General features: G+C 75.1%; 7 protein-coding genes and 1 pseudogene. 2 read left to right on the top strand and 6 right to left on the bottom strand.

Annotation, left to right across the window (positions count from 1 at the left end):
• Positions 1 to 105: pseudogene (locus ACZ6EM_RS11780) on the top strand (ATP-binding protein); the annotation flags it as partial.
• Positions 106 to 172: 67 nt separating this feature from the next.
• On the opposite strand, the gene cimA reads toward ACZ6EM_RS11780, so the two are convergent.
• From cimA to ACZ6EM_RS11765, 3 genes are all read right to left on the bottom strand, one after another.
• On the bottom strand, positions 173 to 1,777 hold the full coding sequence (cimA, locus tag ACZ6EM_RS11775) for a citramalate synthase (protein ID WP_401049502.1): 1,605 nt from the start codon (positions 1,775 to 1,777) through the stop codon (positions 173 to 175).
• Positions 1,778 to 2,195: 418 nt separating this feature from the next.
• Positions 2,196 to 3,308 carry a branched-chain amino acid aminotransferase gene (locus ACZ6EM_RS11770; protein ID WP_401049504.1) on the bottom strand — a complete coding sequence of 371 codons (1,113 nt, stop codon included), beginning with the start codon at positions 3,306 to 3,308 and terminating at the stop codon, positions 2,196 to 2,198.
• A 248-nt stretch (positions 3,309 to 3,556) separates the two neighbouring features.
• Positions 3,557 to 4,594, bottom strand: a complete 1,038-nt coding sequence (locus ACZ6EM_RS11765) for a 3-isopropylmalate dehydrogenase (protein ID WP_359915405.1) — start codon at positions 4,592 to 4,594, stop codon at positions 3,557 to 3,559.
• Between the two features lie 268 nt (positions 4,595 to 4,862).
• Here ACZ6EM_RS11765 and ACZ6EM_RS11760 point away from each other — a divergent pair, with 268 nt between their 5' ends.
• A complete protein-coding gene (locus ACZ6EM_RS11760; RefSeq protein ID WP_465772301.1) occupies positions 4,863 to 7,346 on the top strand; it encodes a YfhO family protein in 2,484 nt (827 codons plus the stop codon).
• Positions 7,347 to 7,500: 154 nt separating this feature from the next.
• On the opposite strand, the gene ACZ6EM_RS11755 is transcribed toward ACZ6EM_RS11760, so the two are convergent.
• From ACZ6EM_RS11755 to serA, 3 genes are all read right to left on the bottom strand, one after another.
• Entirely contained in the window at positions 7,501 to 10,854 is a 3,354-nt protein-coding gene (locus ACZ6EM_RS11755) for a S8 family serine peptidase (RefSeq protein WP_401054483.1), read from the bottom strand.
• 274 nt (positions 10,855 to 11,128) lie between these two features.
• Positions 11,129 to 11,293 (bottom strand): hypothetical protein, encoded by a 165-nt coding sequence (locus tag ACZ6EM_RS11750; protein ID WP_465772300.1) that lies wholly within the window; start codon positions 11,291 to 11,293, stop codon positions 11,129 to 11,131.
• Between the two features lie 285 nt (positions 11,294 to 11,578).
• Entirely contained in the window at positions 11,579 to 13,165 is a 1,587-nt protein-coding gene (serA, locus tag ACZ6EM_RS11745) for a phosphoglycerate dehydrogenase (protein WP_401043809.1), read from the bottom strand.
• Between the last annotated feature and the right edge of the window lie 35 nt (positions 13,166 to 13,200).

Here is a 13,200-nt window from a genome sequence, read left to right as displayed (position 1 = left end):
GGCGCCGACACCCCCGTCATCACCCTCGACGCCCGCCGCCGCGACAGCGCCAAGAGCGCCCTCATCACCCTCGTCGAACACGCCCTGCTGGCCCGACTGCGGTGATCGCGCACGACCGTGGCCCGCGGGACCTCCGGCGAGGTCCCGCGGGCCACAGGCGCGTTCGGGGCGACTACTCGGTGGGCTCCAGGCCGGCCCGGATCAGGCCGTAGGTGTACGCGTCCTCCAGCGCCAGCCAGGAGGCGGCGACCACGTTGTCGGCCACGCCCACCGTCGACCAGGTGGCGGCGCCGTCGGTGGACTCGATCAGCACCCGGGTCTTGGAGCCGGTGCCGTGCTGGCCCTCCAGGATGCGGACCTTGTAGTCCACCAGCTCGAAGGTGGCCAGCGGCGGGTAGATGCCCTCCAGGGCCGCGCGCAGCGCCTGGTCCAGCGCGTTGACCGGGCCGTTGCCCTCGCCGGTGGCGATCCGGCGCTCGCCCTTGGCCCACAGCTTGACGGTGGCCTCGTTGCCGGTGAAGCCCTTCGGGCCCTGCTCGCTGATGGTCCGCCAGGACTCCAGCGTGTAGAAGCGGTCCCGGCCGCCGCGCACCTCGTCGCGCAGCAGCAGCTCGAAGGAGGCGTCGGCGGACTCGTAGGTGTAGCCGAGGTTCTCCTGCTCCTTCACCTTGGCCACCACCCGGCCGGCCAGGTCCCGGTCGCTGGAGAGGTCGTAGCCGAGCTCCTTGCCCTTGAGCTCGACGGAGGCCCGGCCGGCCATGTCGGAGACCAGCATCCGCATGGTGTTGCCGACCCGCTCGGGGTCGATGTGCTGGTAGAGGTCCGGGTCGACCTTGATCGCGGAGGCGTGCAGGCCCGCCTTGTGGGCGAAGGCCGAGAAGCCGACGTACGGCTGGTGGGTGGAGGGGGTCAGGTTGACCAGCTCGGCGATCGCGTGCGAGATCCGGGTCATCTCGGCCAGCCGGCCCGCGGGCAGCACCCGGCGGTCGTACTTGATCTCCAGCGCGCCGACCACCGGGAACAGGTTGGCGTTGCCGACCCGCTCGCCGTAGCCGTTGGCGGTGCACTGCACGTGGGTCGCGCCGGCGTCCACCGCGGCCAGGGTGTTGGCCACCGCGCAGCCGGTGTCGTCCTGGGCGTGGATGCCGAGCCGAGCACCGGTCCTGGCGAGCACCTCGGCGACGATCTCCCGCACGCCGGCCGGCAGCATCCCGCCGTTGGTGTCGCAGAGCACGACGACGTCCGCGCCGGCCTCGTGCGCGGTGCGGACCACCGACACCGCGTACTCGGGGTTCGCCCGGTAGCCGTCGAAGAAGTGCTCGCAGTCGATGAACACCCGCCGCCCCTGGGAGCGGAGGAACTCGACGCTGTCCCGGACCATCTCCAGGTTCTCGTCCAGGGTGGTGCGCAGCGCGAGCTCCACGTGCCGGTCGTGCGCCTTGGCCACCAGGGTGATCACCGGGGCGCCGGAGGCGACCAGCGCGGCCAGCTGCGGGTCCTCCGCCGCCCTGCCGCCGGCCCTGCGGGTGGCGCCGAAGGCGACCAGCCGGGCGTGTTCCAGCTCCAGCTCGGTGGCGGCGCGGGCGAAGAACTCGGTGTCACGCGGGTTGGCGCCGGGCCAGCCGCCCTCGATGAAGCCGACCCCGAACTCGTCCAGGTGCCGGGCGATGGCCAGCTTGTCCGCCACCGTCAGGTTGATGCCCTCCCGCTGTGCTCCGTCGCGCAGCGTGGTGTCGAACACGTGGAAACTGTCGTCGGTACGGGTGACCTCGGTCATGACCCCTGGTTCTCCGTTTCGGGGAGGAAGGTACTGCTCTGCCGGACTTTCTCGTCCCGGCTCCACTGTCCATGATCCCGCGCGCGGTCCCGGTGTCCCCGGGCCCCTTGTGAGGGCCGTCGGCCGGTCCGGGAGAAACAAAAAGACCCCTCGCGGGTGCGAGAGGTCTGCGCGCGGGTCTGGACGCTAGTGGTCGCTCCGCATCGGGTCGTGCGGGAAGCGGTCACTGCGGACCGGCGCGCCTGCTGCTAATCATCAGCGAAAGCGAGGACACGCTCGCAGTCTGGCACAGCTGCCCGGGATCCGGCCCGCTCGTCTCGCGATGCGAAACGGGCGGGCCGGGCCGGACGGGCGGGCGGGCGGGCGGGCAGGCCGGAAGGGCGAGCCGGGCCGGGCGGTGCCGGACGGGGTGCGGCGATCAGACGATCTTGTGCAGCCAGTGGTGGGTGTCCGGGGTCTGGCCGCCCTGGATCGACAGCAGGGCCTTGCGCAGCTCCATGGTCACCGGGCCGGGCTCGCCGGCGCCGACGGTCCAGTCGGCGGCGGCGGACTTCACCGAGCCGACCGGCGTGATGACGGCGGCGGTGCCGCAGGCGAAGACCTCGGTGAGGGTGCCGTCGGCGTTGGCCTGCTGCCACTCGTCGGTGGAGATCCGGCGCTCCTCGACGGCGTAGCCGAGGTCGGTGGCCAGCTGGAGCAGCGAGTCGCGGGTGATGCCGGGCAGCAGGGCGCCGGACAGCTCCGGGGTGACGATCCTGGCGTCCTTGCCCTCGCCGAAGACGAAGTACAGGTTCATGCCGCCCATCTCCTCGACCCACCGGTGCTCGGCGGCGTCGAGCCAGACCACCTGGTCGCAGCCCTTCTCGGCGGCCTGGGCCTGGGCGACCAGCGAGGCGGCGTAGTTGCCGGCGCACTTGGCGGCGCCGGTGCCGCCGGGCGCGGCCCGGACGTACTCCTTGGACAGCCAGACCGAGACCGGCTTGATGCCGCCCTGGAAGTAGGCGCCGGCCGGCGAGGCGATGATCATGAAGAGGTAGGAGTTGGCCGGGCGGACGCCCAGGCCGACCTCGGTGGCGAACATGAACGGGCGCAGGTAGAGGCTCTGCTCCGGCTCGTTCGGCACCCAGTCCTGCTCCTGGCGGACCAGCAGCTCGACGGCCTCGACGAAGGTCTCCACCGGCAGCTCCGGCATCGCCAGGCGGCGGGCCGAGGCCTGGAAGCGGGCGGCGTTGGCCTCCGGGCGGAAGGTGGCGATGGAGCCGTCGGCCTGGCGGTAGGCCTTCAGGCCCTCGAAGATCGCCTGGCCGTAGTGCAGGGTCATGTTCGCCGGGTCGATCTCCAGCGGGGCGTACGGCGCCAGCTGGGCGTCGTGCCAGCCCACGCCCTCGGTCCAGCGGACGGTGACCATGTGGTCGGTGAAGACCCGGCCGAAGCCGGGGTTGACCAGCCGGGCCTCGCGCTCCGCTGCGGACAGCGGCTGGGCGGAGGGCTTGAGGTCGAACGTGATGGGCGCCTGGGTGGCCGTACTCATGGCTGTTTCCTTCACCGTGGGGTTGGTCCGGGCCGCCACCGCTGCAGATACGTTTCGGCAACATTCGCCGGAATGGACGCACAACGGCACGACCCACTGTCGATACTCGCATCCAGAGGGCCGTGCCGAACAGCTGTCCGCCCTTTTTTCGAGGGCGGCGAGCTGCGGTTATGCGGTCCGGCCCGCCGGGCCGGAAACCTTGTCGGATCCGGCCCGTCGGCCGGAACTCCGCTCCTGGGTCCGGCCCGTCAGCCGGATACTCGGGCGGCGAGCGCGTCGCCGACCTGGGAGGTGCTGCGGGTTCCGGAGCGCTCGGCCAGGTCCGCCGCCACCGCGGCCTCGACCCCGGCGGCCTCGGCGGCGAAGCCGAGGTGCTCCAGCAGCATCGCGACCGACAGCACGGTGGCGGTCGGGTCGGCCTTGCCCTGGCCGGCGATGTCCGGCGCCGAGCCGTGCACCGGCTCGAACATGGACGGGAACTCGCCGCTCGGGTTGATGTTGCCGCTCGCGGCCAGGCCGATCCCGCCGGTGACGGCGGCGGCCAGGTCGGTCAGGATGTCGCCGAACAGGTTGTCGGTGACGATGACGTCGAAGCGCTCCGGCTGGGTGACGAAGAAGATGGTCGCCGCGTCGACGTGCAGGTAGTCGGTGGTGACCTCGGGGAACTCCTCGCCGACCTCGGCGAAGATCCGCGTCCACAGGTGCCCGGCGTGCACCAGCACGTTGTTCTTGTGCACCAGGGTGAGCTTCTTGCGCGGCCGCGCCTGCGCCCGGCGGTAGGCGTCGCGCACCACGCGCTCGATGCCGTACGCCGTGTTCAGGCTGACCTCGGTGGCCACCTCCTGCGGCGTCCCGGCGCGCAGCGTGCCGCCGTTGCCGACGTACGGGCCCTCGGTGCCCTCGCGGACGACCACGAAGTCGATCTCCGGCTCGCCGCCCAGCGGGGACCGCACCCCGGGGAAGAGCCGGCCCGGACGCAGGTTGATGTGGTGGTCGAAGGCGAACCGCAGCTTGAGCAGCAGCCCCCGCTCCAGCACGCCCGACGGCACGCTCGGGTCGCCGATGGCGCCCAGCAGGATCGCGTCGTGCGACTTCAGCTCCGCCAGCACGTCGTCCGGCAGCGTCTCCCCCGTCCGGTGGTAGCGCCGGGCGCCGAGGTCGTACTCGGTGGTCTCCAGCTTCACGTCGGCGGGGAGCGCGGCGCCCAGGACCTTGAGGCCTTCGGCCACCACTTCCTGGCCGATGCCGTCACCGGGAACAACTGCGAGACGAATGGTGCGAGACATGCTCGGACCCTACTCCGCCGTCCCAGGTACTGACACCTGCCGTCCACGATGCGGACGGTCGCGGTCGTCCGCGGTGCAACCGGTGACCGGCGGCCTCAGCCGCTCCGGCATCTCCGCGTCGGCGTCTGCTGCCACGGGGACACGGTCGCGGGCCGAATCCCGCCGGTGCCGTCCCATCACCCCTTCGAGGGGGCGCGCGTGACGTCGGGGGCGCCTGGGGCGCGCTTAGGGTGGGCGGGTTCGGCGAAGCGCGTGGAACGGGGTGCGGATGGGCGAGCGGCGGCGGGAGGTGCTGGTCTGCGGGGGTGCCGCGGGGCTGGCCGCGGGCGGGTACGGGCTGGCGGCGGCGCTGAGCGGGCAGTGGCCGGCCGGGGCGGAGGCGGTCGCCGTGCCCTACCACGCCCACCTGTGGGACCTGCTGCACGGGCAGGCCGCCGGGGACCTGCTGGTCAACTGGAACAGCGGCTACGGCGCCCCGTTCCTGGCGGACTTCTTCGCCTACCTGATGAACCCCTTCTCCTGGCCCACCGCGCTGCTCCCCCGCGACCAGGGCCGGCTCGCCGTCCTCCTGGTCACCCTGGCCACCATCGGCCTCGGCACCGCCCTGATGACCCGGCTGCTCGGCCGCCTCCACCCGGGCCCGCGCCGGCTGCGGGCGCTCGCCGCGGTCGGGTACGGGCTCTGCGCCTGGGTGCTGGACATCGGCGGGGCGGCCCCGATGTGGCTCTGGGGCCTGGTCTCGCTGCCCCTGCTCGGCCTGGCCGCCGACTGGTGCCTGCGCGAGCGGCACTGGGTTGTCGGCGCGCTGTGCGTCGCGCTCGCCTGGGCGGGCAACCTGTACACGGCCGCGCTGGCGACCCTGGCGGCCGCGCTCCTGTTCGCCGTCCGGCTGTTCGCCGCCCCGCGCCCGCTGCGCCACCGGGTCCGGGCCACCGGCCGGGCCGTCACCATGGCCACCGCCGGGGTGCTGCTCGCCTCCCCGGTGCTGTTCGTCGCGGTGCTGGCCGCCCGCCGGGCCCAGCCGGAGTCCCCGGTCGAACCGCTCGGCCCGTCCGGCGTCGGCGCCCACCTCGCCCGGCTGCTGCCCGCCACCCACGGCGGGCAGCAGCTGCCGGACGTGGCGATCGGCGTCTTCGGCCTGCTGGTGGTGTGCGGGCTGCCGTTCAACCGGCGGGTGCGGCCGCGGGAGCGCGCCCTGTGGTGCACGGCGCTGGCGCTGGTGGCGGCCGGCTTCCTCTGGACCCCGACCGTGCTGGTCTGGCACGGTCTGGCGATCCCGGCCGGCGGGCCGTACCGGGTGGCCTTCGTGCTCAGCGGGCTGCTGGTGCTGGCGGGCTGGGTCTCGCTGGCGCACCGTCCGGACCGGCTCACCGTACTGGGCGGCGCCGCCGTGGTGGCGCTGATCGCCGGCCTGGCGGCGGGCCGGCACACGGTGCGCCCGGCCACCTGGGTGCTGCTGGCCGTCGGCGGCGCCGTCCTGTCGGCCGCGCTGTGGCTGCTGGACCGCCGGCACTCCGACCGGCGGGCGAACGCGCTGGCCACCTGGGTGATCGGCGGCGCGGTGCTGGGCAACGCCGTCTGGTCGGGGTACGCGGCGCTCGGCTCGGCGCCCTCCGACGACGTCTCCCCGGCGGCGGTCCGGGCCGGGCACGCGACGCTGCGCGCGGCCGACGACTGGCCGCGCGGCCGCAGCGACCCCGGGCCGCACGCCTTCACCCCGAACGACCCGCTGCTGCTGAACGGCCAGGGCGGCGGCTGGTTCAGCAGCTACCTGCCGACCGTCACCGCCCTGCTGCTGCACGACCTCGGCGCGGGCTGGACGGCCGGCGGGCGGCAGACCGCAAGCGTCACCGACCCGGTCGGGCAGGCGCTGTTCGGGGTCCGCACCCACCTCGACGAGGGACCGGCGCCGCGTTCCTTCACCCCTGTCCGGGCGGCCGCCACGCCGCCGCTGGTCACCGTGCTGCCCCCGGGCGCCCGGCCGGAGAGGTCCTCGGTCTGGGCCCGGCAGGAGTCGCTGCTCGGCAGCCAGGTGTACGACGCCCCGCTGCCCGTCCCGGCGGGCGGGCCGGCGCCCACCCTGCACGGCACCAGCGGCTGGTCGGTGCCGAGCGGCGGGGAGGGCACGGTGTTCACCGCCGCCTGCACGCCGGGCGGGACGGCCTACTTCCACGGGCTCTGGTACCGGGGCACGGTCAGCGGCCTCGGCAGCGCCTTCCGCAGCGACGGCGAGCAGCCCACCACCGCCGTGCCGATCCACCGGCTGGGGACCGTCCCGGCGGACGGGGTGGTCCGGGTGACCCTGCGGTCGGACGTGGTGAGCCAGGTGCCCGCCCGCCCGATCGGCTGCCTGCGGGCCGGTGCCCTGGAGGACGCGGTCGCCCGGCTGACCGCGACCGGCGCCACCCGGGTGGAGGCCGGCGGGCACACCCTCACCGCGGCCCTGCCGGCGGGTTCCACCGGCACCGCGCTGCTCTCCGTCCCGGCCACCGAGGGCTGGACCTGTGCGGTGGACGGCGGCCGCCGCGCCGCCCCCACGCCCGTGCTCGGCATGATCGGCGTCCCCCTGGGCGACGGCGCCTCCCGGATCGCCTGCGCCTTCCGGCCGCCCGGGCTCACCGAGGGCCTCGTCGTCGCCTCCGCCACCGCCGCCGTCCTCGCGCTGGTCGCCGTCTTCGCCCGGCTCTCGCGCCGCCCCACCCGCCCCCCGCGCCGCGACCGCCGCCGGGCGGCGCGGCCGGGCGGAGCATGACGGGCGGAGCATGACGGGCGCGGGCGGAGCATGACGGCCGCGGGCGGAGCATGACGGGGCGGGCGAGCCGCCGGAAACGTGCCGGGGCGGCCCGCCGGAGTGCCGGCGGGCCGCCCCTCTCCCGGTCCCGTGATCGGGTCTCCCGACCCCGTGGTCAGGGCAGGTCGAGCACCTGGGCCCGTCGCTCGGCCGGGTTGAGGTGGTGCAGCAGCAGGAGCCGCGAGGTGCCGCCCTGCGACCGGTGCACGTCGAGGACGGCGCCCGGGCCGGCCGGGACCACCACCGCGGTCGGGCCGGTGAGGCCGGCCCGTACGGTGAGTGCCGGCCGCAGCACGTCCAGCGGGACGGTCGGGACGGTGCCGTTCAGTCCGATGGCGCAGAGCGCGTCGGCCACGTCCGGCGTACCGGCCCCGGCGTAGCCGGTCCACACGCCGTAGCGGACGGTGCTGTGCCCGGGCGCGACGCCGGGCAGCGCGCTCAGCCGGACGGGCAGCACCAGGACGTCGCTGTCGAGCAGGGCGGTGTCGGTGTCGCCCCAGTGGGCGTTGAGCGGCTGGACGTCCAGTTCGGCCCCGGTGCGGGCGTCCAGGGCCCGGGAGACCAGGACGTCGCTGCCGCGCAGCCGGTCGGCCTTGAGGACGACGTCGGTGCTGCCGTCCCCGTCGGTGTCCAGCGCCACCCGCACCCCGTACAGCCCCACCGGGGTGGCCGCGGGCGCCCACAACTGCGCTCCCACGTACAGCAGTTCGGAGTCGGCGGCGGCGCCCGCGGCGCGCAGGTCGGCGGACCGTTCGCCGGGGTGCTCGACGCAGACCTCCTGCGCCGGGTCCGGCGCCTCCCCGGTGCCCTTCGGCCGGACGCCCGCGCCCGGCGCGATCGCCGCGTCACCGCCGCCGGGCGGGCAGTCCGGCCAGCGGATCCCCTCGCCGCCGAGTGCGAGGGCGCTGACCAGCCCGGGCTGTTCGCCGGGCGCGGCGCGGCCGCCGAGGGTGATCAGGGTGCCGTCCCGGGCGGTGCGGACGGTGGCCGTCGCCGTGAGGTCGCCGGTCGGGCGGGGGGCGGCCAGCACCGGGATCCGCAGCTGCGGCGGCGTGTCGTCGCCGACGGGCGTGAGCAGCACCCGGCCGGAGAGCTCGCCCCGGTAGCTGCGGGCCCGGCCGCCCTGCACGGTGTCGACGGTCGGGTCGGGCGCCCGCCCGAGCTCCCCCGGCACGGCGAGCGTCACCCGTACCCGGGCGGTGCCGCCCGCCGGGACGTCCACCCGGGGCGGCGTCACCCGGTAGGAGGCGCCGGGCAGTCGGGTGGCGGCCGCGTAGGAGGTGCGGTAGGTCAGCGGCGCGGCCGAGGTGTTGCGCACCTCGATCTCCCGGGTCACCGCCGTCGGCCCGCCGACCTCGACCGGCCCGAAGGAGACCCCGACGACGCCCTCCACGGCGCCCTCGCCCACCGCGTAGGCGACGGCGGGCGTGCGGACCGCCCGGTCCACCCGGACCCGCCCGGCGCCGGTGCGCTCGGGCCCGTAGACCGGCCCGCCGCGGTCGTCGCCGAGGTAGGTGTCCACGGTGGTGTTCATCAGCGCGGCCTTGACCTGCTCGACCGGCCAGTCCGGGTGGGCGGCGCGGACCAGCGCGGCGAGTCCGGCCACGTGCGGGGTGGCCATCGAGGTGCCGCTCTCGCGCTGGCCGCCGGCGCCGCTGCCGACCAGGCTGGACCAGATGCTCTCGCCGGGGGCCGCCAGGTCGGGCTTGACCACGCCCGGCACGCCGATGCCGCGCGAGGTGAAGTCGGTCAGGGTGTCGACCCGGGCCGGCTGGTCCTGCGCGACCGAGCCGTGCAGCGTGTTGCCGGGCGCCGCGAGCCGGATCCGCACCGGCCCGGCGGCCGCGGCCTGCCGCAGCCGGTCGCCGTCGGCGTGCGCCAGCAGCGCGGCCGGGATCCGGTCGTTGCCGGAGATCTCGGCCAGGTGGTCGGAGTCGGCGGCGTACAGCGCGCCGATCGCGCCCGCGTCGGCGGCGTGGTCGGCGCGCGGGCCGGAGTTGCAGGCCCGGTCGGCTTCCCGGGTGCGCCAGGCGAGCAGCGCGATCCGGCCCTTCAGCCGCTGCCGGTCGGCCTCGCTGAAGTCGGTGCAGCCGTCCGACTGGTCGGCGGGCAGGGCGAGTTCGCCGCTGACGTCGCCGGTGGACCAGCCCTGGTAGCGCTCGCTCCAGTGCGCCGGGACGATCCCGGCCCGCTCGGCCGGGGCGAGCACGGTGATGCCGTCCACGTCGGCGTGCCCGTGCACCGAGGCGGCGACGGTGATCGCCCGGGCGGCGGTGCCGGGGCTGCCGCCGATGCCGTACACGTCGCCGTCGTTGCCCGCCGCCGCGACCACGACGGTGCCCAGTTCGGCGAGCCGGTCGACGGCCAGGGCGTCGGTGTCGTCGGTGCTGCCGAAGTGGCTGCCGAGCGAGAGGTTGACGACGTCCAGCCGGTCGCTCAGGTCGCCGTCCCCGTCGGGGTCGGCGGCCAGGTCGAGCGCCTCGGCGACCCGGTCGGTGGAGCCGTCGCAGCCGAACACCCGGATCGCGTACAGCTGGGCGCCGGGGGCGGTGCCGGGGCCGATCCGGAAGCCGGCCGGGTCCAGCCCGGGCCCGTACGGACCGGTGTACGGGCGGCCGTCGGCGGTGACGCCGTACCCGGCGGCGGTGCCGGCCACATGGGTGCCGTGCCCGTTGCGCACGCAGTCGATCGGGTTGTCGCCGGGGTGCGGCACCGGCTGGTGGTGCGGGGAGGCCGGGTCGGGGTCGTAGTCGTCGCCGACCAGGTCCTTGCCACCGACCACCTTGGCGTTGGGGAAGAGCGCGGGCGGCGCGGGCTTGCCGCGCTCGACCGAGCGGAAGGCCTCCTCGGTGCCGGGGCCGCCGAAGTCGGCGTGGGTGTAGTCGATGCCGCTGTCGATGATCCCGATCCGCATGCCCTGCCCGGTGCCGGCCGTCCGGTCGCCGGCCCAGACCTGCGGGGCGCCGGTCAGCGGGACGGAGTGGGCGTTGTCGCGCCGCTTGGCGACGATCGGGTGGACGGCCCGGACGCCCGGCAGTGCCCGCAGCGCGGGCAGCCGGTCGGCGGGCGCGCTGACCGCCAGGCCGGTGAGCACGGTGCGGGTGCGGTAGAGCTCGCGCGCGGCGGGTGCCGCCCGGTGGACGGCCCCGGCGAGCCGGTCGAGCGCGTCCCCGGTCCGGGACCGCTGGGCGGCGCCGGCCCGCGCGGCCTCCCGGCGGACGTCCTCCGGGGAGCGCCGGGCCCGCCGGGCCCCGTCGGCGGCGCGCCGCCAGGCGGAGCCGGTCGTCTCGGTGGTGAGTTCGAGCAGGACGGAGGCCGTTCGGCCCGCCCCTGGCGGTCCGGCCGTTGGTGGTCCCGCGGTCGGTGGGCCGCCGGCCGCCGGGGTGGCGGCGAGGACGGCGCTTCCGGCCAGCAGGGCCAGGGTGAGGCCGATCCGGGCGGCGGGTCGGCGGACGGGTGGCAGACGCACTGGGCCCTCTCCCCCGGCAGGGGGACTGATCCGCACTCCGTGTCGCTGACGCCCGCCCACGCGAACGTCGATCACCCCTCCGAGAGCCCCAAATTAGGATGATCGCGCCGATGGGGACGAGCAACTTCCCTCGGACGGAGCGGGGTTGCACTCTACTGGGTGACATCCCGAGCGCCCGTACGGCCCATTCGGCCGATGAACGCCGACCGGCACCCGGCCCGACGGCGGGGCCGGCCGCCGGACAGCGGCGGCGGTCACCCGAGGGCGGGGCCGGTCAGTGGTGGCCGGTCACGCCGCCGTTGTCCCGGCGGTCCAGCGAGCGCTGCAGGGCGGCCGCCGCGAAGGGGTTCCGCTCGGCGGCCCGGCGGCGGCGCGGGGCACGGACGGGGGCGGTGGCGGTGGCGGACGTGGCGTGACGGTCGGCGGCGGTCGGCGACATACCGGGCTCCTTGGAAGCGGCGCCGCGGAGGGCGGGCGCGAAGAGGGGGAGGGAGCGCGGGAGCAGGGATCGCCTGCTCGTGAAGGCGCACGCGCACACGGGCCGCACACCCTGGCTACAGGGGCGGCACACCGTATGGCCCTTCCACGGTACGGCCGCGCCCCGGCCGTGTCTGCACGAATACTTGGATTTCCTAGTATCTGAGACGGGCGTCACCCGGGAGAACGCAGCAGGGCCCGGACCGCCGTTCGAACGGCGGTCCGGGCCCTGCTGGAGCCGGGAGGGTCAGCCCAGGTCGACCGAGCGCGCGAAGTGGGCGCCGATCTCGGCGGCGATGGCCGACAGCACCTCCTGCGGGATCTCGGTGTCCACGGTGATGGAGGCCAGCGCGTTGCCGCCGTCGCGGGCGACCTGCATGCCGGCGATGTTGATGCCCGCGTCGCCGAGGTGGCGGCCGAGCACGCCGACCACGCCGGGGCGGTCCTCGTACTTGAAGAAGGCCATGTGGTCGGTGAGCGCCACGTCCACGTCGAAGGCGTCCACGCCGACGATCTTCTGGGTCTGCTTGGGGCCGGCCAGCGTGCCGGAGATGGCGATCTCCTCGCCGCCCCCGAGCGTGCCGCGGACGGTGATCACGTTGCGGTGCTCGGGGCTCTCGCTGGAGGTGGTCAGCCGGACCTCGACGCCGCGCTCCTGGGCGAACAGCGGGGCGTTGACGTAGGACACCGTCTCCGCCACCACGTCCTCGAACACGCCCTTCAGGGCGGACAGTTCGAGCACCTTCACGTCGTGCTGGGTGATCTCGCCGCGGACCTCGACGTCGAGGCGGACGGCCACCTCGCCGGCCAGCGCGGTGAAGATCCGGCCGAGCTTCTCGGCGAGCGGCAGGCCCGGGCGGACGTCCTCGGCGATCACGCCGCCCTGGACGTTCACCGCGTCCGGCACCAGCTCGCCGGCCAGCGCGAGGCGCACCGACCTGGCGACCGCGATGCCGGCCTTCTCCTGCGCCTCGTCGGTGGAGGCGCCCAGGTGCGGGGTGGCGACCACGTTGTCGAAGGCGAACAGCGGGGAGTCGGTGCACGGCTCCTTGGCGTACACGTCCAGGCCGGCGCCGGCCACCCGGCCGTCGCGCAGCGCGCTCGCCAGCGCCTCCTCGTCCACGATGCCGCCGCGGGCGGCGTTCACGATGCGGACGGTCGGCTTGACCTTGTGCAGAGCCTCGTCGCCGATCAGGCCGATGGTCTCCGGGGTCTTGGGGAGGTGGACGGTGATGAAGTCCGAGACCTCCAGCAGCTCCTCCAGGGTGACCAGCTTGACGCCCATCTGCGCGGCGCGGGCGGCCTGGATGTAGGGGTCGTACGCGACGATCTTCATCCCGAACGCGGACATCCGCTGGGCGACCAGCACGCCGATCCGGCCGAGGCCGACGACACCGAGGGTCTTCTCGCTCAGCTCGACGCCGGTGTACTTGTTGCGCTTCCACTCGCCCTGCTTGAGCGCGGCGTTGGCCGGCGCGATGTTGCGGGCGACGGAGATCAGCAGACCGCAGGCGAGCTCGGCGGCGGTGACGATGTTGGAGGTCGGCGCGTTGACGACCATCACGCCGGCCTTGGTGGCGGCGGAGACGTCCACGTTGTCCAGGCCGACACCGGCCCGGGCGACCACCTTGAGCTTGCGGGCGACGGCCAGCGCCTCGGCGTCGACCTTGGTGGCGGAGCGGATCAGGATCGCGTCGACGTCGGCGATCGCGGTGAGCAGCTCGGTGCGGTCGGCGCCGTTGCAGTGGCGGATCTCGAAGTCGGGGCCGAGGGCGTCGACGGTGGCGGGCGAGAGCTCTTCGGCGATCAGAACTACGGCGCTTTTGGATGTCACAGTGCTCACGACAGTGGGTCCTTAACTGTCCGGTT

Source organism: Kitasatospora sp. NPDC041917 (assembly GCF_055589745.1).
Note: the sequence above shows the minus strand (reverse complement) of the source record. Positions and strands in the feature narration are given on the sequence as shown.

Bases quoted from the DNA above. Each gene is read 5' to 3' on its own strand.
- cimA (WP_401049502.1), bottom strand. From the start codon at position 1,777: ATGACCGAGGTCACCCGTACCGACGACAGTTTCCACGTGTTCGACACC.
- ACZ6EM_RS11770 (WP_401049504.1), bottom strand. From the start codon at position 3,308: ATGAGTACGGCCACCCAGGCGCCCATCACGTTCGACCTCAAGCCCTCC.
- ACZ6EM_RS11765 (WP_359915405.1), bottom strand. From the start codon at position 4,594: ATGTCTCGCACCATTCGTCTCGCAGTTGTTCCCGGTGACGGCATCGGC.
- ACZ6EM_RS11760 (WP_465772301.1), top strand. From the start codon at position 4,863: ATGGGCGAGCGGCGGCGGGAGGTGCTGGTCTGCGGGGGTGCCGCGGGG.
- ACZ6EM_RS11750 (WP_465772300.1), bottom strand. From the start codon at position 11,293: ATGTCGCCGACCGCCGCCGACCGTCACGCCACGTCCGCCACCGCCACC.